The 20,122-nt window shown below is 70.7% G+C and carries 14 protein-coding genes and 2 pseudogenes; 6 read left to right on the plus strand and 10 right to left on the minus strand.

Annotated elements, in window-relative coordinates; genetic code table 11:
* Nucleotides 1-81 precede the first annotated feature (81 nt).
* The 5 genes from KBX46_RS08390 to KBX46_RS08410 all read left to right on the plus strand — a co-directional run bounded on the left by KBX46_RS08390 (nt 82) and on the right by KBX46_RS08410 (nt 10,626).
* Nucleotides 82-1,038, plus strand: a complete 957-nt coding sequence (locus KBX46_RS08390) for a carbohydrate ABC transporter permease (protein WP_088950971.1) — start codon at nt 82-84, stop codon at nt 1,036-1,038.
* An 11-nt stretch (nt 1,039-1,049) separates the two neighbouring features.
* Nucleotides 1,050-1,937 (plus strand): carbohydrate ABC transporter permease, encoded by an 888-nt coding sequence (locus tag KBX46_RS08395; protein WP_088950972.1) that lies wholly within the window; start codon nt 1,050-1,052, stop codon nt 1,935-1,937.
* A 140-nt stretch (nt 1,938-2,077) separates the two neighbouring features.
* Entirely contained in the window at nt 2,078-3,700 is a 1,623-nt protein-coding gene (locus tag KBX46_RS08400) for a glycoside hydrolase family 13 protein (protein WP_307871548.1), read from the plus strand.
* Nucleotides 3,701-3,873: 173 nt separating this feature from the next.
* Entirely contained in the window at nt 3,874-6,738 is a 2,865-nt protein-coding gene (locus tag KBX46_RS08405) for a discoidin domain-containing protein (protein ID WP_210791986.1), read from the plus strand.
* Between the two features lie 189 nt (nt 6,739-6,927).
* Complete coding sequence (locus KBX46_RS08410) at nt 6,928-10,626, plus strand: discoidin domain-containing protein (RefSeq protein WP_210791987.1); 3,699 nt, start codon at nt 6,928-6,930, stop codon at nt 10,624-10,626.
* A 1-nt stretch (nt 10,627) separates the two neighbouring features.
* On the opposite strand, the gene KBX46_RS08415 is transcribed toward KBX46_RS08410, so the two are convergent.
* Complete coding sequence (locus KBX46_RS08415; RefSeq protein ID WP_141912197.1) at nt 10,628-11,428, minus strand: crotonase/enoyl-CoA hydratase family protein; 801 nt, start codon at nt 11,426-11,428, stop codon at nt 10,628-10,630.
* 176 nt (nt 11,429-11,604) lie between these two features.
* On the opposite strand from KBX46_RS08415, the gene KBX46_RS08420 reads away from it, so the two are divergent.
* The gene (locus KBX46_RS08420; RefSeq protein WP_099856886.1) at nt 11,605-12,459 is read left to right on the plus strand and encodes a Rieske 2Fe-2S domain-containing protein; all 855 of its coding nucleotides are present in this window, start codon (nt 11,605-11,607) and stop codon (nt 12,457-12,459) included.
* Nucleotides 12,460-13,210: 751 nt separating this feature from the next.
* Here the strand turns inward: KBX46_RS08420 and KBX46_RS08425 are convergent.
* From KBX46_RS08425 to KBX46_RS08465, 9 genes and pseudogenes are all read right to left on the minus strand, one after another.
* A pseudogene (locus KBX46_RS08425) lies at nt 13,211-14,272 on the minus strand (LysM peptidoglycan-binding domain-containing protein); the annotation flags it as partial.
* A gap of 14 nt (nt 14,273-14,286) precedes the next feature.
* Nucleotides 14,287-14,658: a hypothetical protein gene (locus KBX46_RS08430; RefSeq protein WP_374224950.1), complete on the minus strand. Its 372-nt coding sequence runs from the start codon at nt 14,656-14,658 to the stop codon at nt 14,287-14,289.
* A gap of 95 nt (nt 14,659-14,753) precedes the next feature.
* Nucleotides 14,754-15,278 (minus strand): TadE/TadG family type IV pilus assembly protein, encoded by a 525-nt coding sequence (locus KBX46_RS08435; protein WP_210791989.1) that lies wholly within the window; start codon nt 15,276-15,278, stop codon nt 14,754-14,756.
* On the minus strand, nt 15,275-15,724 hold the full coding sequence (locus KBX46_RS08440) for a TadE/TadG family type IV pilus assembly protein (RefSeq protein WP_210791990.1): 450 nt from the start codon (nt 15,722-15,724) through the stop codon (nt 15,275-15,277). The genes KBX46_RS08435 and KBX46_RS08440 overlap by 4 nt, the downstream gene beginning before the upstream one ends.
* 5 nt (nt 15,725-15,729) lie before the next feature.
* Nucleotides 15,730-15,933, minus strand: a complete 204-nt coding sequence (locus tag KBX46_RS08445) for a hypothetical protein (RefSeq protein ID WP_088950980.1) — start codon at nt 15,931-15,933, stop codon at nt 15,730-15,732.
* Nucleotides 15,934-15,957: 24 nt separating this feature from the next.
* Nucleotides 15,958-16,827 (minus strand): type II secretion system F family protein, encoded by an 870-nt coding sequence (locus KBX46_RS08450; RefSeq protein WP_099856887.1) that lies wholly within the window; start codon nt 16,825-16,827, stop codon nt 15,958-15,960.
* A 58-nt stretch (nt 16,828-16,885) separates the two neighbouring features.
* Nucleotides 16,886-17,829 (minus strand): annotated as a pseudogene (locus KBX46_RS08455) (type II secretion system F family protein).
* The gene (locus tag KBX46_RS08460) at nt 17,790-19,331 is read right to left on the minus strand and encodes a CpaF family protein (protein ID WP_210791991.1); all 1,542 of its coding nucleotides are present in this window, start codon (nt 19,329-19,331) and stop codon (nt 17,790-17,792) included. The pseudogene KBX46_RS08455 and the gene KBX46_RS08460 overlap by 40 nt, the downstream one beginning before the upstream one ends.
* On the minus strand, nt 19,321-20,121 hold the full coding sequence (locus tag KBX46_RS08465) for a hypothetical protein (RefSeq protein ID WP_088950983.1): 801 nt from the start codon (nt 20,119-20,121) through the stop codon (nt 19,321-19,323). Before KBX46_RS08465 ends, KBX46_RS08460 begins: the two co-directional genes overlap by 11 nt.
* Nucleotide 20,122: the final 1 nt, after the last annotated feature.

Raw genomic sequence — 20,122 nt, forward strand, 5'->3', positions numbered from 1 at the left:
GTGTGGGGGCCGGTACGCCGACCCGGCCCCCACACCACCCGCGCCGCATCGTCGACGTCACCGACTCACCCAGGAGTTGCCTTGGCGATCACCACCGTCCCGGAGACCCCCAGGAAACCGGGCCGCCCGCCGTCGCCGTACTCGGCGAGGCCGCAGCGTACGAGCCTCGGCCGAAAGGTACGGGACAACCTCACCGGGCACGCGTTCCTGATCGGCGCGGTGCTCTGCTTCGTCGTCTTCTCCTGGTACCCGATGGTCCGCGGCATCGTCATGAGCTTCCAGCGGACCCGGCGCGGCGAGACCACCTGGGTGGGTTGGGACAACTACTCCCGCATCATCGCCGACCCCAGCTTCTGGACGGCCTGGCAGAACACCTTCTACTTCACGGTGCTCGCGCTCGTCCTCGGGTACGCGGTGCCGTTCTTCGTGGCGATCCTGCTCAACGAGTTCCGCCACGCCAAGGGCTACCTGCGGATCCTGGTCTACCTGCCGGTGATGCTGCCGCCGGCCTCGGCGCTGTTCCTCTTCAAGTTCTACGCGTACGACCCCAGTGAGGCCGGGCTCTTCAACGCGATCCTCAAGGCGCTGCACCTGCCCACCTCGCAGTGGATGCAGTCGCCCGAGATGACGATGCCGGCGATGGTGGTCGCGTCGACCTGGATGAACATGGGCGGCGCCGTGCTGATCTACCTGGCGTCGTTGCAGAACATCCCCGGCGAGTTGTACGAGGCGGCGGAGCTCGACGGCGCCGGGATCTGGCGCCGGATCCGGCACGTGACGATCCCGCAGACCCGGCTGATCCTCGCGCTCCTGGCGATGTTGCAGATCGTCGCCACGATGCAGCTCTTCATCGAGCCCCTGATCCTGGCCAACGGCGCGGGCGCGGAGGACTCGGCGACCTCGGTGGCGTACCTCATCTACCAGCACGGGTTCTTCCAGAACGACCTCAACGGCGCCGCCGCCCTGGGCGTGATCATGCTCGTGGTGCTGGCCGGCTTCTCCGCCGTGTACGTGCGGCTGACTGCGAAACAGGACTAGGACGGCGAGGAATGGCACAGGATTCCGGAACCCGGACCCTCATCTCCCACTCCCAGCTGAGCCGGGGGCGCGGCAAGGTCATCTACTGGACGCTGCTGATCGTCGTCGTGGCAGGGTTCACGCTCGTCTTCCTCGGGCCGCTCTACTGGATGGTCACCGGCGCGCTCAAGTCCGGCCAGGAGATCGCGCAGACCCCACCCTCGCTGTTCCCGAAGGATCCCCAGCCGCAGAACTACATCGACGCGTGGAACAACCTGGCCCTCGCCAAGCTGCTGTTCAACACGTTCTACTACGCCATCGGCGCGGTGCTGTTCCAACTGGTCTTCGACAGCGCGGCAGCGTACTCGCTGTCCAAGCTCCGACCGATCTTCGGCAACACGATCCTCGCCCTGATGCTGGGAACTCTGATGATCCCGGCGATGGTCCTCATCGTCCCGCAGTACGTGACAGTGCTGGACCTGCCGATCCTGCACATCAACCTGCTGGACTCGCCGTTCGCGATCTGGCTGCCGATGGTCGCCAACGCGTTCAACATCTTCCTGCTGAAGCGGTTCTTCGACTCGATTCCCGAGGAGCTGATGGCGGCGGCCCTCATGGACGGGGCGTCGTCGCTGCGCACGCTCTGGTCGATCATCCTGCCGCTGTCGCGCCCCATCCTCGGCGTCGTGTCGATCTTCGCGGTGACGGCGGTGTGGAAGGACTTCCTCTGGCCGAAGCTGGTCATGCCCTCGCCCGAGACCCGGACGGTCAGCGTCGGCATCTACACCTTTGCCGGCGGCACACCGATGAACGTGGTGATCGCCGCGTCGGTCATCGCCGCGATCCCGACTGTCATCATCTTCCTGATCTTCCAACGGAACATCATGTCCGGTCTGACCACGGGCAGCATCAAGGGATAGCCACCAGCGCATCCTCCCGCGCGGCGAACAACGACCGTTCGCCCGACACATATCTTCCTCCGGCGAACACGCCGACGTACTGACGCAGAAAGCAGGTGCTCGTGTCCACAGCTGACAGAAGTCCGTGGTGGCGTGGAGCCGTGATCTACCAGGTGTATCCCCGGAGCTTCGCCGACGGTAACGGTGACGGCATCGGTGACATCGCCGGCATCCGGTCCCGGCTGAACCACCTGTCCGCGCTCGGCGTCGACGCGATCTGGTTCAGTCCCTGGTATCCCTCGCCGATGGCCGACGCCGGCTACGACGTGTCCGACTACCGCGACATCGACCCGGTCTTCGGCAGCCTGGCGGAGGCGGAGGCGCTGATCGCCGAAGCACACGCGCTGGGCATCCGGACCATCGTCGACGTGGTGCCGAACCACTGCTCCGACGCGCACCCCTGGTTCCAGGCGGCGCTCGCTGGCGGGCCCGGCGCGCCCGAGCGGGACCTGTTCTGGTTCCGGCCGGGCCGGGGCCCGAACGGGGACCAGCGGCCCACCGACTGGATCGGCGAGTTCGGCGGCGAGACCTGGACCCGCACCACCAATCCGGACGGCACCCCCGGTGACTGGTACCTGCACCTGTTCGCCCCGCAGCAGCCGGACTTCAACTGGGACCACCCCCGGGTACGCGCGGAATTCGAGGACATCCTGCGGTTCTGGTTCGACCGGGGCGTGGACGGCATCCGGATCGACTCGGCCGGGCTCCTGGTCAAGGACGGGGAGCTGCCCGAGGTCCGACCGGACCACCCGCACCCCTTCCACGACCTCGACGGGGTGCACGACATCTACCGGGGCTGGCGGCGGGTCGCCGACTCCTACCCCGGCGAGCGGGCCCTGATCGGTGAGGTGTGGCTGCCGGACCGGCAGCGGTTCGCCAATTACCTGCGCCCGGACGAGCTGCACGCCGCGTTCAACTTCGACTTCCTCGGCTGCGCCTGGGACGCCTCGGCGCTGCGGGAGAGCATCGACGGGACGCTGAGCGCGCACGCGCCGGTCGGCGCGCCGGCCACCTGGGTGCTCTCGAACCACGACGTTACCCGGCACGTCACCCGCTACGGTCGGGCGGACACCCGGTTCAGCTTCGCCGCCAAGCGCGAGGGCACCCCCACCGACCTTGAGCTGGGCACCCGCCGGGCCCGCGCCGCCGCGCTGCTCTCGCTGTCGCTGCCCGGCGCCGCCTACGTCTACCAGGGCGAGGAACTGGGCCTCTACGAGGTCGAGGACATCCCGTACGCGTTGCGTCAGGACCCGATGTGGGAACGGTCCGGCCGGGTCGACCCGGGTCGGGACGGCTGCCGCGTGCCGCTGCCGTGGGCCGGGGACGAGCCGCCCTTCGAGTTCAGCCCCGCCGGTGCCGCGGCGCCCTGGCTGCCCCAGCCTGCCGACTGGAAGGACCGGACGGCCAGTGCGCAGACCGGCGACTCCGCCTCGATGCTGGAGCTGTACCGGGCGGCGATCCGGGCTCGAAAGGCCGACCCGGCGCTCGGTGACGGTGAGCTGACCTGGCTGCCCGCCCCGGACGGGGTGCTCGCCTTCAGCCGTGGCGGTGGCTTCACCTGCCTCGTCAACCTGTCCGACACGCCGGTTCCGATGCCGGCCCAGGGGCGGTTGCTGCTGGCCAGCGGGCCACTCGACGACGGGTTGCTGCCGTCCGACACAGCGGTCTGGCTGCGTACCACCGAATCGGCGGACGGACCGCGAGTGGCGGACGGCCCGGCCTGACCTGACTCTGCTCGCCGTGGTGGCGCCGGCCCCTACCCCCCCCCCGCCCCACCCCCCCCCCCCCCCCCCCCCCCCCCACGCCACCAAAGGAAAGGAGAAACGAGGGGGAGACGCGCCACGCCGCACCGACACGGGGGGATCTGGCCTGCCTGACGAAAGGGAGAGCGCAGCTCATGGCCAACCACACCACCGGCACCCCGCACCACCGACACCCGACCCGGGCAGGGCTGGCCGCCATTGCCGCCACCCTGCTCGCCGCCACAACGGTGACCGCTCTCGCGGTCACCGGCACCGCAACGCCGGCCTCGGCAGCCGGACTGTCCCCCTTCGACATACCCAATCGAGGCGCCACCGTCCCGTTCATCGAGCAGGAGGCGGAGGAGGCAGCCCACAACGGCTCGAAGATCGGCCCGGACCGGCGCTACGGCACGCTGCCGTCCGAGGCGTCCGGCCGGGAGGCGGTCACCCTCGACGCCGTCGGCGAGTACGTCGAGTTCACCCTCACCGCGCCGGCCAACGCGGTCACCTTCCGGTACAGCCTGCCCGACAGCCCGTCCGGCACCGGCCGGGACGCCGCCATCGACCTGCGGGCCAACGGGTCGCTGCTGAAGTCGGTCCCGGTGACGTCGAGGTACGGCTGGTACTACGGCGGATACCCGTTCAACAACAACCCGGGTGACACCAACCCGCACCACTTCTACGACGAGACCCGGGCGATGTTCGGCAGCACCCAGCCGGCCGGCACGAAGATCCGCTTCCAGGTTTCCTCGACCGCCCAGTCGCCCACGTTCACCATCGACCTGGCCGACTTCGAGCTGGTCGCCCCCGCGATCACGAAGCCCGCCGGTGTGCTCGACGTGGTCACCGACTTCGGCGCCGACCCGAGCGGCGCGACCGACTCGACCGCCAGGTTCCAGGCGGCGGTCGACGCCGGCAAGGCCCAGGGCAGGGCCGTCTGGATCCCGACCGGGACCTTCACCCTCTGGGATCACGTGGTGGTCGACGGGGTGACACTGCGCGGCGCCGGGCCCTGGTATTCGGTGCTCGGTGGCCGGCACCCCACTGACCGGAACAGGTCCGTCGGCATCTACGGCAAGTACGTGCCCGGTGGCGGCTACACCGGGCCGGTCCGCGCGCACGAGGCGAACGGGCCGAGCCGTAACGTCACGCTGCGGGACTTCGCCATCATCGGCGACATCCGCGAGCGGATCGACGACGACCAGGTCAACGCCCTCGGCGGGGCGATGACCAACTCGGTGGTCGACAACCTCTGGCTGGAGAACACCAAGGTCGGGGCGTGGATGGACGGCCCGATGGACAACTTCACCATCCGCAACAGCCGGATCCTGGACCAGACCGCGGACGGGGTGAACTTCCACACCGGCGTCACCAACTCGACGGTGACCAACACGTTCGTCCGCAACACCGGCGACGACGCGTTGGCGATGTGGGCGCAGAGCGTGCCGAACGTCAACAACTCCTTCACCCACAACACCATCGGTGTGACCCTGCTGGCGAACCACCTGGTCAGCTACGGCGGTCGGGACATCAAGATCACCGACAACGTGACGGCCGACTCGCTGACCAACGGCGGGGGCATCCACGTGGCCAACCGCTACCCGGGTGTGCAGGGCGACACCGCGGTCCGGGGCACCTGGACGATCGCCCGGAACACGTTGATCCGTAACGGCAACTCGGACTACAACTGGAACTTCGGAGTCGGGGCGATCTGGTTCTCCGCACTCAACGAGGCGTTCCAGCAGGCCACCATCAACATCACCGACACCGACATCCTGGACAGCTCGTACGCCGCGCTGCACTGGATCGAGGGTCAGACCAGCGGCATCAACCTGAGCAACGTGCGGATCGACGGCGCCGGCACGTACGCGCTCCAGGTGCAGGCACCCAGTCAGGTGTCGTTCACGAACGTGCGCGCCACCAACATCGCGCAGAGCAACCCGATGCACAACTGCGTGGGCGGTGGCTTCCAGATCACCCAGGGCAGCGGCAACTCCGGCTGGTACACGCCCACCCCGTACTGCGGTCCGTGGCCGAACCCGCAGTGGGGCGGTGGACCCACCACCCCGCCGCCCACCACTTTGCCCCCGACGACCCCGCCCCCGACCACCCCGCCCCCGACCAGCGGAAACCTCGCCCTGAACCGACCGGCGACCGCGACCAGCACCAACCAGAGCTACACGGCGGGCAACGCTGTGGACGGCAACGCGGCCAGCTACTGGGAGAGCGCCAACAACGCCTTCCCCCAGTCGGTCACCGTCGACCTGGGCTCGGCCCGGCCCGTCGACCGGGTGGTGCTCAAGCTGCCCGCCGGCTGGGAACGCCGTACCCAGACGGTGTCGGTCCTCGGCTCCACCGACGGATCGTCGTACGCCACGCTGGCGTCGTCCGCCGGTCGGGTCTTCGACCCGGGCGCCGGCAACGCCGTGTCGATCGGGCTGTCCTCCGGCGACCGCCGCTACATCCGGGTCACCGTCACCGGCAACACCGGATGGCCGGCCGCGCAACTCAGCGAGGTCGAGGTGTACGGCGGCACCCCCACCACGCCGCCGCCCACCACACCGCCCCCGACCACGCCGCCCCCGACCACCCCGCCGCCCAGCGGCAACCTGGCGGCCGGGCGGCCGGTGACCGAGACCAGCCACTCCGACGTGTACGCCGCCGCCAACACTGTGGACGGCAACCCGAACACCTACTGGGAGAGCGCCAACAACGCCTTCCCGCAGTCGCTGACCGTGGACCTGGGCACCAACCGGACGGTGTCCCGGGTCGTGCTCAAGCTCCCACCGTCATCGGCCTGGCAGACGCGCACCCAGACACTGGCGGTGCTCGGCTCCACCAACGGCTCGACGTTCGCCACAGTGAAGGCGTCCGCCGGCTACACCTTCAACCCGGGCAGCGGCAACACGGTCACCGTGACCTTCACGGCGACCAGCCAGCGGTACCTGCGGCTGACCGTCACCGGCAACACCGGTTGGCCAGCAGGTCAGCTCAGCGAGTTCGAGGTCTATTCCAGCTAGGCCAGGTGCCCCCGCCCGCCCAGGGTGGGGGCACCCGGTCCGGGCGGTCCGGCGCAACGCAGCGCCGGCCACCCACCCCGTCCCCCAACCCGCACCGTCCCCCACCTGTCGCGGAACGACGGGCGTACCCCTGCACCCGTCGCCGGGCAACGCACCCACACCCACCCCCGAAAGAGGTGTAGCGACCCCATGTCCAGAAACGGCACCAGACGAGGCACGCCGCCGACCGGCGCGCCCACTCCCGTCCCCGGCACCACCCGCTCCGGCCGTCGGCGGCTGCTCTCCAGCGTGCTCGCCGGGATGCTCCTCGTCACCGCACCGGTCGTCACCCCCGCGGCGGCCAGCGCGGCACCAGTTTCCGACCCGGTCGCGGCCGCCGCCCGCGTCGCCATGCTCGCCGGGCTCTCCGCCACCATGACCGCCAGCAGCTACAACCAGAACTACGTGGCGAGCAACGCCAACGACGGCAACGCGTCGACCTACTGGGAGAGCGCCAACAACGCGTTCCCGCAGTGGATCCAGGCCGACCTGGGCGCCACGGTCAGCGTGGACCGGGTGGTGCTCAAGCTGCCGCCCGCGTCGGACTGGCAGACCCGCACCCAGACGCTGGCGGTGCTCGGCTCCACCAACGGCTCGACGTTCACCACACTGAAGGCGTCCGCCGGCTACACCTTCAACCCGGCCAGCGGCAACACCGCGACGGTCAGCTTCACCGCCGCCAGCACCCGCTACGTACGGGTGCAGGTCACCGGCAACACCGGTTGGCCGGCCGCCCAGCTCTCCGAGGTCGAGGTCTACGGTGCTGCCGGCAACACCGACACCCAGGCTCCGAGCGTCCCCGGCAACCTGGCGTACACCGAGCCGGCCAGTGGACAGATCCGGCTCACCTGGTCGGCGTCGACCGACAACGTCGGGGTGACCGGGTACGACGTCTACGCCAACGGCGCGCTGCGCGGCAGCGTCAACGGCTCGACGCTCACGTACACCGACAGCCAGTCGGCCAGCACGACGGTCTCGTACTACGTGCGGGCCAAGGACGCGGCCGGCAACCAGTCGGCGAACAGCAACACCGTGACCCGGACCGGCACCGGCAACCCGCCGACCGGTTCCAACCTGGCGATCGGCAAGCCGATCACCGCCTCCGGGTACGTGCACACGTTCGTGGCCACCAACGCCAACGACAACAACGTGGCCACCTACTGGGAGGGCAACGGCAACCCGAGCACGCTGACCGTGCAGCTCGGCGCGAACGCCAGCCTCAGCCAGGTCGTGGTGAAGCTCAACCCGGACTCGGCGTGGGGTGCGCGTACGCAGAACATCACAGTGCTCGGCCGGGACCAGGGCTCGTCGAGCTTCACCACCCTGGTCGGCGCGGCGAACTACACCTTCAACCCAGGCAGCGGCAACACGGTGACCATCCCGGTCTCCGGTGCCGCAGCCGACGTACGGCTCTCGATCGCCTCGAACACCGGCGCTCCGGCCGGGCAGGTGGCCGAGTTCCAGGTCTTCGGCACCCCCGCGCCGAACCCGGACCTGACCGTGACCGGCATGTCGTTCAGCCCGTCCGCACCCGTGGAGACCAGCACCATCACGCTCTCCGCGACAGTGCGTAACGCGGGCTCGGCGGCCTCCGGCGCGACGAACGTCAACTTCTACCTGGGTGCCACCCGGGTCGGCACCGCGTCGGTCGGCGGCCTGGCGGCCGGCGCCTCGACCACTGTCAGCGCCAGCATCGGCACCCGTGACTCGGGCAGCTACCCGCTCAGCGCGAAGGTGGACGAGTCGAACACCGTCGTCGAGTCCGACGACACCAACAACAGCTACTCCAACCCCAGCCCGCTGGTGGTCAGCCCGGTCGCCACGTCGGACCTGGTCGCCTCGTCGGTGGCCTGGTCGCCGGGCAACCCGTCGGCCGGCAACACGGTCACCTTCTCGGTGTCGGTGCGCAACGCCGGCAGTGTGGCGTCCGCGTCCGGCGCGCACGGCATCACGCTCACCGTGCTCAACGAGTCCGGCACCGTGGTCCGTACGCTGACCGGCTCGTACTCCGGCGTGATCAACGCCGGTGCCACGGTCGGCCCGATCAACCTGGGCACCTGGACCGCCGCGAACGGTAAGTACACCGTCCGGGTGGTGCTCGCCGCCGACGGCAACGAGCTGCCGGTCAAGCAGGCCAACAACACCAGTGACCGCCCGCTCTTCGTCGGTCGCGGCGCCAACATGCCGTACGACATGTACGAGGCCGAGGACGGCGCGGTCGGCGGCGGCGCCAGCGTCGTCGGGCCGAATCGGGAGGTCGGAGACCTGGCCGGCGAGGCGTCCGGTCGGCGGGCGGTGACCCTCAACTCGACCGGCAGCTACGTCGAGTTCACCACCCGGGCCAGCACTAACACGCTGGTCACCCGCTTCTCCATCCCGGACGCCCCGGGCGGCGGGGGGATCAACTCCACGCTGAACGTCTACGTCAACGGCACGTTCCACAAGGCCATCGACCTGACGTCCCGGTACGCCTGGCTCTACGGCAACGAGACCAGCCCGGGCAACTCGCCGAGCGCCGGCGGGCCGCGGCACATCTACGACGAAGCCAACGTCATGCTCAACTCCACCGTCCCGGCCGGCAGCAAGATCCGCCTCCAGAAGGACCCGGCCAACACCACCACGTACGCCATCGACTTCATCAACACGGAGCAGGTGGCGCCGATCGCCAACCCGGACCCGGCGCGCTACACCACGCCGACCGGCTTCACCCACCAGGACGTGCAGAACGCCCTGGACCGGGTGCGGATGGACACCACCGGCAACCTGATCGGGGTGTACCTGCCGGCCGGCAACTACTCCACCTCGTCGAAGTTCCAGGTGTACGGCAAGGCGGTGCAGGTGACCGGCGCCGGCCCCTGGTACACCCGGTTCAACGCTCCGTCGGGCCAGGACAACACCGACATCGGCTTCCGGGCCGAGAACTCGGCGGCGAACTCGTCCTTCAAGAACTTTGCCTACTTCGGCAACTACACCTCGCGGATCGACGGTCCGGGCAAGGTGTTCGACTTCTCCAACGTGTCGAACATCGTGATCGACAACATCTGGAACGAGCACATGGTGTGCCTCTACTGGGGCGCGAACACCGACTACATGACGATCAAGAACTCCCGGATCCGCAACATGTTCGCCGACGGCATCAACATGACCAACGGCAGCACCAACAACCTGGTCAGCAACAACGACGCCCGGGCCACCGGCGACGACAGCTTCGCGCTGTTCTCGGCGATCGACGCGGGCGGCGCCGACATGAAGGACAACATCTACGAGAACCTGACGTCGACCCTGACCTGGCGTGCCGCCGGTGTGGCCGTCTACGGCGGCTACGGCAACACGTTCCGCAACATCTACATCGCGGACACCCTTGTCTACTCGGGCATCACCATCAGCTCGCTCGACTTCGGCTACCCGATGAACGGCTTCGGTGCCAACCCGCCGACCCGGTTCGAGAACATCTCGATCGTGCGGGCCGGTGGGCACTTCTGGGGCTCGCAGACCTTCCCGGCGATCTGGGTCTTCTCCGCCTCGAAGGTGTTCCAGGGCATCCGGGTCAGCGACGTCGACATCGTCGATCCGACCTACAGCGGCATCATGTTCCAGACCAACTACGTCGGCGGGCAGCCGCAGAACCCGATCACCGACACGGTCTTCACGAACATCTCGATCAGCGGGGCCCGTAAGAGCGGTGACGCCTACGACGCGAAGTCCGGCTTCGCCATCTGGGCCAACCCGATGCCGGAGGCCGGGCAGGGGCCGGCCGTCGGGTCCGTCACCTTCAACAACCTGCGGCTGAGCAACAACGCGGTGGACATCCAGAACCCCACATCAACCTTCACCATCAACCGCAACTGATTCAGCTCGCACCGGGTGCCGCCGGGAGGGTCCCCTCTCCCGGCGGCATCGTGCCGTGTCGGCCAGCGCCGGCCGCGAACCGGGCCGCGCCGGCCGCCGCGTCCGTGGCCAGCGAGTCCATCCCGTACGCCAACTCGGTCGCCAGCGCCTCCGGCTCTCCTCGCCCGCTGCCGGCCAGCAGCGCGGCCCGGTCGTTGCGCAGGCAGGTCTGCGGGTGCCGGGCGATCGCCGCCGCCAACTCCTCGGCCGCGGCCCGCGCCTGGCCGGGTGGCACCAACCGATTGACCAACCCCATCGCGTACGCCTCATCGGCCGGCACCGGGCGGCCGGTGAGGATCAGGTCCATCGCCCGGCTCTCGCCGATCAACCGGGGTAGCCGGACCGTTCCGCCGTCGATCAGCGGCACTCCCCAGCGGCGGCAGAACACCCCGAGCGTCGCGTCGGACTCGGCGACCCGCAGGTCGCACCAGAGCGCCAACTCCAGGCCGCCCGCCACCGCGTACCCGGAGATCGCCGCGATCACCGGTTTGCTGAGTGTCATCCGGGTCGGGCCCATCGGCCCGTCCCCTTCCGGCTCGACCCGGTTGCCGCTCGGCGTGCCGATCGCCTTGAGGTCCGCGCCGGCGCAGAACGTGCCACCGGCGCCCCAGAGCACTGCCACCGCCGCGTCGGGGTCGGCCTCGAAGGCCCGGAAGGCGTCGGCCAGCGCCCGAGCCGTCGGCCCGTCGACGGCGTTGCGAGCCGCCACCCGATCCAGCACGACTGTCGTCACCGGCCCGGCACGCTCCACCCGTACACCCATCGACTCAGCATGCCCGTACCGTCCCGCACTCACAATCCCCGTCGATCTTGCGGCCGGCGGCCTGGTTCGACCAGGTCTGGGCGGTTTCCCGGGGCAGCAACCGCAAGATCGCGCTCAGTGACGAATTTGTCGTCCGAGACCGGTTTGCGACCCCCTTCGCCGGGAAGTCGGTACGGGTGCGAGCACTTTTGACGAAAGTTGAGCAGGCATCCAGCCTCGACCGGACGGGTGACCGGTTGCAGCGAGTGGTCCTGAGCACGCTGCGTCCGCGGCGGCTGCGGGACCTGCTGCACGGGGTGACCCTCGGGCATCCACTGCACCCGGCGATGGTGCAGGTGCCGGTCGGCGCCTGGATCAGCGCCGCGGTGCTGGACCTGATGCCCGGGCAACGCCGGCCCGCCACCGTGCTTGTCGGCCTGGGCACCGTCAGCGCGGTGCCGGCGGCGATCGCCGGGTTGAACGACTGGGCGGCACTCGCCCGTGACCAGCGCCGGGTCGGCCTGGTGCACGCCGCGGCCAACACCGTCGGCTTGACGCTGTACGCCGGGTCACTGGCCGCGCGGCTGTCCGGCCGGCACGGCGTCGGCCGCGCTCTCGGTTTCCTCGGGCTCTCCACCGTCAGCCTGGGGGCTTACATCGGGGGCCACCTTGCGTACAAGCAGGGGGCGCAGGTCAACCAGAGCATCTCCGAGTTGCACCGGATGACCGACGGCTGGCACTCGCTGGCCGACATGGCGACGCTGCCGCAGCGCACCCTGATCACCCGAGAGGTGGACGACGACATCTCCGTGATCCTCTACCGGCACGGTGACGAGGTGACCGTGATGTTGGAGCGCTGCCCGCACCAGAGCGGCCCGCTCGGCGAGGGTGAGGTGCAGGAGATCGACGGCCACGCCTGCGTGGTCTGCCCGTGGCACGGCAGCGCGTTCCGGCTCAACGGCGGCGAGGTCGTGCAGGGGCCGTCCGGCAACGACCAGCAGATCCTGCCCACCCGGATCCAGGACGGCGTGCTCCAGACCCGCCTGCCCTGACCCAGCGGCACGGTGGCCGCGGTTCGCCCGACCGCCACCGGCTCCGTGGGGTGTTACTCGGCGCCGATGCCCGCGTCGTCAAGCGGTGCCGCCTTGGACGCTGAAGTTCGCGCGGTCAAGGCGCTGCCGCTTTCGACGCTGATGCCTGTGAGTCATCTTGATGACTCACAGGCATCACGCATTCTGGAGACCTGGTCCTCGGCGCGGAACGCTACCGACCAGACCCGCCCCTGCTGGCTGCTGCGGCCAGCCGAGTTGTGGTCGGTCAAGGCGGTGCCGGGCGGGCGGCGAGCCAGCTCACGCCCGCCCGTGGGGATCAGGTGCGTCGGTGGCGGCCGACCGGAGGTCCGTCCGGTACGGAGTCCAAGCCGTGCCCGCCCCCGAACAACCCGCCCTCAGCGCCATCGCCGGCCCAACTGTCGTCACCACCCCAGCCCGATGCGCCGGCCCCCGCCCCGCCGCCGGTACCTGTCGCACCACCGGAGAGCGCCATCCCACCACCGGGGAACGCCGTGCTACCGGGAGGAGCCATCCCACTGCCGGCGGGCCACACCCCGCCGTCGCGAGGTGTCATCCCATCGCCGGTAGGTGTCATCCCGCCGCCGGTGGACGTCATCCCACCTCCGCGCGGTGTCATCCCGTCGCGTGGTGCGAAGACGTCGCCGCTGGGTGCCGTGCCGTTGGCCCGGCCCGCACTGCTGGTTCGGCCCGCGCCACCGATGCTTCGGGCCGCGCCTCCACGGGGCTTGCGGGAGGACGCGGCCAACCGGGGAGCCGCCCCGGCGGTCGCCGGGCGTCGGCGCAGGCCCAGCACCGCACCGATCTGTGCTCCGACGATGCTCGCCACGGCCAGGACGGCGGAGACCGCCAGCGGTCGATTCACCCGGTCGGCCGTGCCTGCTCGGGCTGCGCCGACGGTCATGGCGGGCGGCTGGCCCGCTGACTGCGTACCGCTGGGGGGTGCCGGGTCCACCCGCTCCGGTGCGGCACGTTCGGGCGCCGGCCGGGGCGCGGGCGGTTTGGGCGCCGCAGGCCGGCCGACCAGGCGGCCGCTGGCGTGCTGCCGGGCCCCCTGGTCGGCGGCCTCGGTGGGGAGTCGGAGCAGTTGGCCGGGGCGGATCCGGTCCGGGTCGTCGAGCTTGTTCAGCTTGGCGAGCTGTCGGTAGTCGCCGAACTCGTCCAGGTAACGCTCGGCCACCTCACCGAGGTAGTCGCCCCGCGCCACCCGGTACACCGGCGCGGCCTCGTTGTTTGCCGCTGAGCCGCCGAATGCGGCCCGCTCTGTCCCGGCCAAGCCGAGTGGCCCACTGCGGGCCAGCGGAGCCGCCGTGTCGGGTGTCGCAGCCGCGCGGGCCGGAGCGGCCAGGGCACTGGCGCCTCGTGCGCCGGTGTACGCCGGCGCGCCGTAGACCGCAGCGGCGCTGGCGGCGGCCGGGCTGGCGACGAGGATCAGCGCGACCGAGCCGACCAGCGCGGCGGCGGCCTTCTGCTGGCGGCCCATCCCGGGCAACTTCGGCGCCGGTCGGCGCAGGCTCTGTGCCCCCAACTCGACGAGGACGGAGAAGGCGAACGTGGCCCAGCCGAACCACCCGGCCACAGCCAGGGCGCGCAGGAAGAGTTGGCCGTCGTCCCGGCTGGTCAGCGCGGTGCCCACCTCGCTGATCGTGGGGAGGTGATCGGGCAGCGGGTTTCCGGCGAAGGCCAGCAGCGCGATCGGCGCGCCGACCAGCAGAGCGCACAGCACGGCCAGGGCGCCGATGCCGGTGAGGATCCGTCCGGTCCGTCGTACGACGGACCCACCCGATACGGGCATGGCTGCCTTCCTTCCTACGGTGTTGCGGTGATGGCTCGCGCGGTCGCCTCGCCGGTGACGGTGACGGTCTTCTCGGGAACGAACAGCCCGAGCATCGTGCGGTGATAGGTGATCGGGACGGTCACCCGGATCAGGGTCTCCCCGCCGACCACGGGGAAGCTCACGGTGTGGCCGGAGACGCCAGCGGCAGCCAGGTACCTGTCGACCGCCACGCGGGCCTCGGACTCCTTGATCCGCTTCGGTCCGCCCTCGATGGCGACGGCCCGGTCGATGGCCTGACCGCCGGTCCGGGCCGCCTCGGCAGCCAGGTTCTCGGCAGTCTGCAGGGTGCGTAGCTGCCCGGCGCCGTCGTAGGTGAGGCCGATGATGGCCAGTACGCCGAACATCGTCACCGCGAGGAAGATGCTCACCCGGCCGTGCTCACCGTGCGAGTCTGCCCGGGCCCGTTGCCCTGACCCGCCCAGAGTCCTGTCGGCGTTCATCAGACGCCACCCGCACTCGCGCCCGGCGCGGAACCCACGCCCACCGCCCCGGGCCCGAGAGCCCTGCTGCGGTAACGGTCCAGCGGCGAGGTGAATTTCGACTTGATCTGCTTCCCGGATGTCATGCCGGGCAGGATGTCGAGCGAGATGTCCTTGAAGGACACCTCACAGATGATCTCGACCGTCACCGTGGCGTTCTCACCGACCGCGCTGCTGAAGGCGACGTCGAAGGTGGTGCGCTCGCCGGCCACCGTGCCGCTGAACGTGGGTGCCAGCTCGTTGGTGCAGGCCAGGCCGTACCAGTCCAGCTGCTGCCGGGCGGCTTCGAGCGCGGCGGTCTCGGCGGTGCTCGAGCTTCGCGAGATCGAGGCGGCGCGCGCGGCGTCGTGCGCGGCGGCATCGATGGCCTCCGCAGCCAGCGCGGTGCGCCCGACCACGCCGGCCAGCACCATCAGCGCGATGAAGGCGGGCGCGAGCACCGCCACCTCGATGGAGACCGAGCCACGCTCGGCGGTGCGGTTCATGGTGTGGTCACCCTCTCCACCGTCCCGTGGGCGGTCTGCTGCACGGCGAAGTCCACGCCCGGCACCACCGACAGGGATCGGCCACGCACCGTGCAGGTCACCTCGGTGTCGTCGTTGAGGACGACGCAGTTCGGGCCGGTCTTGTCCCAACCCACCAGCCAGCCGCCGGCGGCCTTCAGGAAGCGGGTGGCGCTGTCCACCCCGGCGCCGTCCCTGGCCTGGTAGGTCCGCTGGGCGTTGACGCCGCTCTGGGCGGCGTTCAACGCTGTGGAGCGGGCGAGGAAGACGGCCGCGATCTGGATCGAGGCGAAGAGCAGCACCAGGATCAGCGGCATCATCACGGCCAGCTCCACCGGGTTGGCACCTCGCTCCCGGTCGCCGGCCGCGAGGTGGCGCCGGACGGCGCTGATCGCCCGGTGCCACCTCGGGAACGCGGCTCGGCACATGCCGGTTACTGCGGGTTCTTGTTGTTCGGGATGGCGTTCATCCAGTTGTTGGCCTTGGCCAGGGCCAGGCCGGTGACGACCGTCGCAATGAAGACCAGACCGAAGATGATCACGGCGGTGGGGACCGGGCTGTCACCGCGCTCACCGTCGCGGCGCAGCTCGGCAAGGCGCGTCGTCAGCGCGACGTGCAGATAGCTGAGGATGGACATGGCGTTCTCCTTCAGGGGATGGGGTCAGACACGGGCGATGAACGGATAGACGACGAAGCCGAGCAGCACGAAGACGAGCAGTGCGCCCGGAATGTCGAGTTTGCTGGTCACTCCCTCGGCGCGAGCGAGGTTGTCGGTGCGGATCTGGTCGCGCAGCGAGTCGGCCCGGCTGCGCAGGGTCTCGTGCACCTGTGCGCCCTCACTGCCAGAGGAGCGCATGATCGCGCCGACGTCCCCCAGCTCCGGAATGCCGATCTTGTCGGCGAGGTCGCGCAGCTCGTCCCAGGGCGCGTGCATCTGCATCTGGGCGATCCGCAGCGACTCCTGGAGGCGATCGAAGACCCAGCCGTCGCACACCGCCGCCGCGCGCTCCAGCGACTGCACCGGGCCGTGTGCGGCGGAGAGCTGCAACGCCACCAGATCGAGGTACGTGCAGACCGCCTGGCGGAACTCGTCCCGGGCGGCGTCGGCCTTGGTCACCACGGCACGGTGCGCCAGCAGCGCGCCCAGCAGTGTCAGGCCGAGACTGCCGAGCACCGGTATGACGATCGGGAACGAGACGCCGAGCACCAGCAGTGCCACCCCGAGCAGGGTCGGCGTGGCCAGCCCGATCAGCGCGGAGAGCAGCACCGACAGGGCGTACTGCTCGGGGGTCTGCCCGATCAGGGCGAGCTGCCGATGCGGCGGACGCAGCCAACGGGACAACCCGGTCAGCGAGTCCAGCCGGCGGGAGGCGGGAGTGGCGACCAGACCGCTGCCCGGCGGCTGGTGCAGTCGACGCAGCGCCGGCCCCAGCGCCGGGGTCGCCGGCACCAGCTCCCGGACCACCAGGAACACGCCCAGCCCGACCCCGGCACCACCACAAACCGCGATGGCCAACTGCCAGTTCACGATCACGGGACCCGCCCTTCGTTCGCGACTGCGGGGCTCCGCTGCGCTGCACTCCTCGCGCTCACGCAATCACCTCGCTCGGGTCGGGCGCCGGTAGGAACCGGGCCGGCCGCTGCGGCTGACTCATCGACCGCACCCAGGCCAGCAGGGCGATGAAGGCGGCACCGAGGACTGCCATCACCACCTGGCCGACCGGAGTGCCGTACGGCTTGATGTACTCGGTGTTGATCAGCCCGTACGCGAGGGTCGCCAGGGTCATTCCGGTGAGGAAGCGGACCGCGAACCGGGGCTGGGTGCGCTTGGCCTCGATCTCCCGGCGGGTGGCGACCTCGGCGGACGCCGCGCCGGCGATCGAACCGAGCACGTCACCCAGTCGTTCGCCCCGGTCGGACAGGTGCAGGATCAGCGCCGCGACCACCTGGTCGCAGACCGGGTCGGCGATCTCGTCGGCGAACGCCAGCAGCGCCGTGCGGGCCACCCAGCCGGCCTGCAGACGGGCGGCGAGCAGTCGCACCTCGTCCTCGACGCCGGGTGGCACGCTGCCGATCGTGCCGATGATCGACTGCTGGAGGCCCTGCCCGGTGTTGGACACGTCCTTGAGGCGTCGGGTCCACTCGCCGACCGCCTCGATCCGGGCGATCGCCCGCTGTTCGGCCTTACCCACCCCGAACAGCCACGGGGTGCCGGGCACCGCCACCGCCACCAGCAGACCCACCACCGGCAGCCCGGTCAGCAGGAACGCCAACGCGCCCGCGACCAGCGCGGCGATCAGCAGCGCCTGGTAGGACCGCTGCTCGGAGGGCGTGCTGCCGGGCCCACGCCACAGTCGATCGAGACCCGAACCGCCACCGGGGCGGGACCCGGGAGGCCGTCGGGTGCCGACGAGGGCCACCACGGCCAGCAGCAATCCGGCCACGCAGGCGGCCCCGGAGACCACCGCGATCAACTCCAGGCTCAGCATCAGGTCACCGCCGGGCCAGTCGGGTCTGCCGGGGTCGCCGCCAGGCGCCTGCGCCGGCCTCGATCCACCGGGTCAGCAGCCGTACGTCGTAACCCACCCGCAGCAACTGGTCACGCACCCGCTCCGGCAGGTGCCGGGGGACCGCACGACCGTCCGGCCCGGGCCCGAAGACCGTGGTGGTGGTGATCCGGCCGCCCTCGCCGGCGCCGATCACCTCCTCCACGTGGGAGACGAACCGGTGTTTACGCCCGCCGATCGCGGTCTCGTCCTCGACGGTGACGTAGACGATCAGGTCGAGGGCGTTGCCGGCCATCCGGCGGGCCTGGTCGACTGTCATCTCACGGCCGTGCGCCAACGCCAGCTCGACGATCCGTTCACCCACCCCGGCAGCGGTGCGGGCGTGGATGGTGCACATCGAGCCCCGGCTGGTGGTCATCGCCTGGAGCATCGGCACGATCTCGCGGGACCGCACCTCACCCACGATGATCCGCAGTACGCCCATCCGCAGCGACAACGGGATCAGGTCGGCGATGGTCACCTCACCGGCCGGGCGGCCGTCGAAGCCGCGCTCCCCATGGCCCTCCCGGGCCTCGAAGCTCATCACCGCCCGGTGCCGTTCCCGACGGCGGGCCGGCAACAGCTCCCGGCTCTCCTCCAGCAGCACGTACGGCTCGTCCTGCGGGATCTCGTTCATCAACGCCCGGATGATCGTGGTCTTCCCGGCGCCGGCCAACCCGGCGACCATGATGTTCAGTCCGGCGCGCATGGCCGCGCGGAGGAAGTCGCGCAGGAGCGGGTCGATCATCTCGTCCAGGTCGCCCCGGGCACCGGCCACGTCGTCGAGGCTCACGTCCAGGGTGTTGTGCTTGCGGATCACCGCGTACGGGCGGTGGCTGACCAGGAACACGGCGGCCAGCCGGCTGCCGTCGGGCAGTTGCAGGTCGAGGGTGGGCTTCACTGTGGACAGGGACCGCTCGGTCGCGCCCGCCCGGCGGGCCGCCGCCTGGAGGATCTCCACCAGCTCGGCGTCGCTGTCGGCGATCGGCTCGGCCCAGTCCACCCCGCCGCCGTGCCGGGTGATGCGCACCTGGTCGCAGCCGAGGATGTGCACCTCCTCGATGGTCTCGTCGACCAGCAGGGTCTGTAGCCGGCCGAGCCCGACCAGCTCGGCGGTCACCTGGTCGAGCAGCAGGCGTTCCTCACCGGCGGCCATCGGCGTGCCGGCCCGGCGCACGGAGTCGGCGTACGCGGCGACCACCCCGACGGCGAGCCGCGCCCGTTCGGTGTCCTCCTCGTCGACGGTGAACTCCCGGCCGCGCTGCCACAGGGTGAGCCGTTCGGTGAGTTCCCGGCGCAACTCCCGGACCACCTGGAAGTCCATTCGGGGCCGGGGTGCCGCCTCCGGCTGCGCCGTGGCCGCGGGCGGTGCCTGCGGCATCGGCCCGGCCTGCTGGTGTCGCCCGTTCGACGGGGCCAGTGGCGGCACGGTCGAGGTGACGCCCGGCGGCTGCTGGCGCGGGTCGGTGGAGACCGGCTCAAACCGCATCCGGCACCCCCTGCTGCACGGGCCACGCCAGCCGGGCCCGTCGCCGTTCCAGCAGCGCGCCGATCGGCACCTCCAGCGCGGCCGCCGCGCGCATCAGCGGCCGTCCGGCGCGGACGGTGCCGCCCAGGGCGAGCACCCCGGCGGTACGCGGGTCGTGCGGCAGCCGTGCGATCACCGGCAGTTTCAGGGCTCGGCTGATCTCGGTGCGCCCGTGCCCGTCGCCGACCAGCAGCAGCCGCAGGGTGCCCGGCGGAACCCGGTGCTCGGCGAAGTCCCGTTCGATGGCGGTGACCACCGCCCGGGTGCCGGAGAGGTCCGGCAGCTGCGCCCCGGTCACCAGCAGCACCACCGACGCGGCCCGCAGCACCGGCCACGGTGGCCCGGTGACGTGCAGCCGGCCGCAGTCGACCAGGACGTCATAGCCGGGGGTGCCACGGTCCAGCGCGTCGAAGTAGTCGGCGAAGCGCTGCCAGAGCGGGGTGACGCTGCCACCTTGGGCTGGGTCGACGAGCCCGGGCAGCAGCAGCCGTTCCCGACGGGGCGCGTCCAGGTCGACCAGCTGGGACCAGAACGCGGTTTCCAGGTTGCCGTCGCGCAGCTCCCCGACGGCCAGTTCCCCGATGCCGCGCGGGCCGTCCAGCTGACCGCCCAGGTAGCCGGCGAGGATGGAGCCGCCGGCCGGGTCGCATTCGGCGAGCACCAGCCGCCGGTGCCAGGCCAGCGCGCAGGCCAGCGCCGAGGTCGTGACGCCGGGCGAACCCTTCGCGGACACCAGCGCGATGATCGCCATG

The organism is Micromonospora sp. C81 (assembly GCF_018070425.1).
Lineage (GTDB): Bacteria > Actinomycetota > Actinomycetes > Mycobacteriales > Micromonosporaceae > Micromonospora > Micromonospora zamorensis.

Coding starts and splice junctions, on each gene's coding strand:
- KBX46_RS08395 (WP_088950972.1), top strand. CDS start 1,050: ATGGCACAGGATTCCGGAACCCGGACCCTCATCTCCCACTCCCAGCTG.
- KBX46_RS08465 (WP_088950983.1), bottom strand. CDS start 20,121: ATGGCGATCATCGCGCTGGTGTCCGCGAAGGGTTCGCCCGGCGTCACG.
- KBX46_RS08430 (WP_374224950.1), bottom strand. CDS start 14,658: ATGTTCGGCGTACTGGCCATCATCGGCCTCACCTACGACGGCGCCGGG.
- KBX46_RS08415 (WP_141912197.1), bottom strand. CDS start 11,428: ATGGGTGTACGGGTGGAGCGTGCCGGGCCGGTGACGACAGTCGTGCTG.
- KBX46_RS08440 (WP_210791990.1), bottom strand. CDS start 15,724: ATGTGCCGAGCCGCGTTCCCGAGGTGGCACCGGGCGATCAGCGCCGTC.
- KBX46_RS08410 (WP_210791987.1), top strand. CDS start 6,928: ATGTCCAGAAACGGCACCAGACGAGGCACGCCGCCGACCGGCGCGCCC.
- KBX46_RS08435 (WP_210791989.1), bottom strand. CDS start 15,278: ATGAACCGCACCGCCGAGCGTGGCTCGGTCTCCATCGAGGTGGCGGTG.
- KBX46_RS08405 (WP_210791986.1), top strand. CDS start 3,874: ATGGCCAACCACACCACCGGCACCCCGCACCACCGACACCCGACCCGG.
- KBX46_RS08445 (WP_088950980.1), bottom strand. CDS start 15,933: ATGTCCATCCTCAGCTATCTGCACGTCGCGCTGACGACGCGCCTTGCC.
- KBX46_RS08460 (WP_210791991.1), bottom strand. CDS start 19,331: ATGCGGTTTGAGCCGGTCTCCACCGACCCGCGCCAGCAGCCGCCGGGC.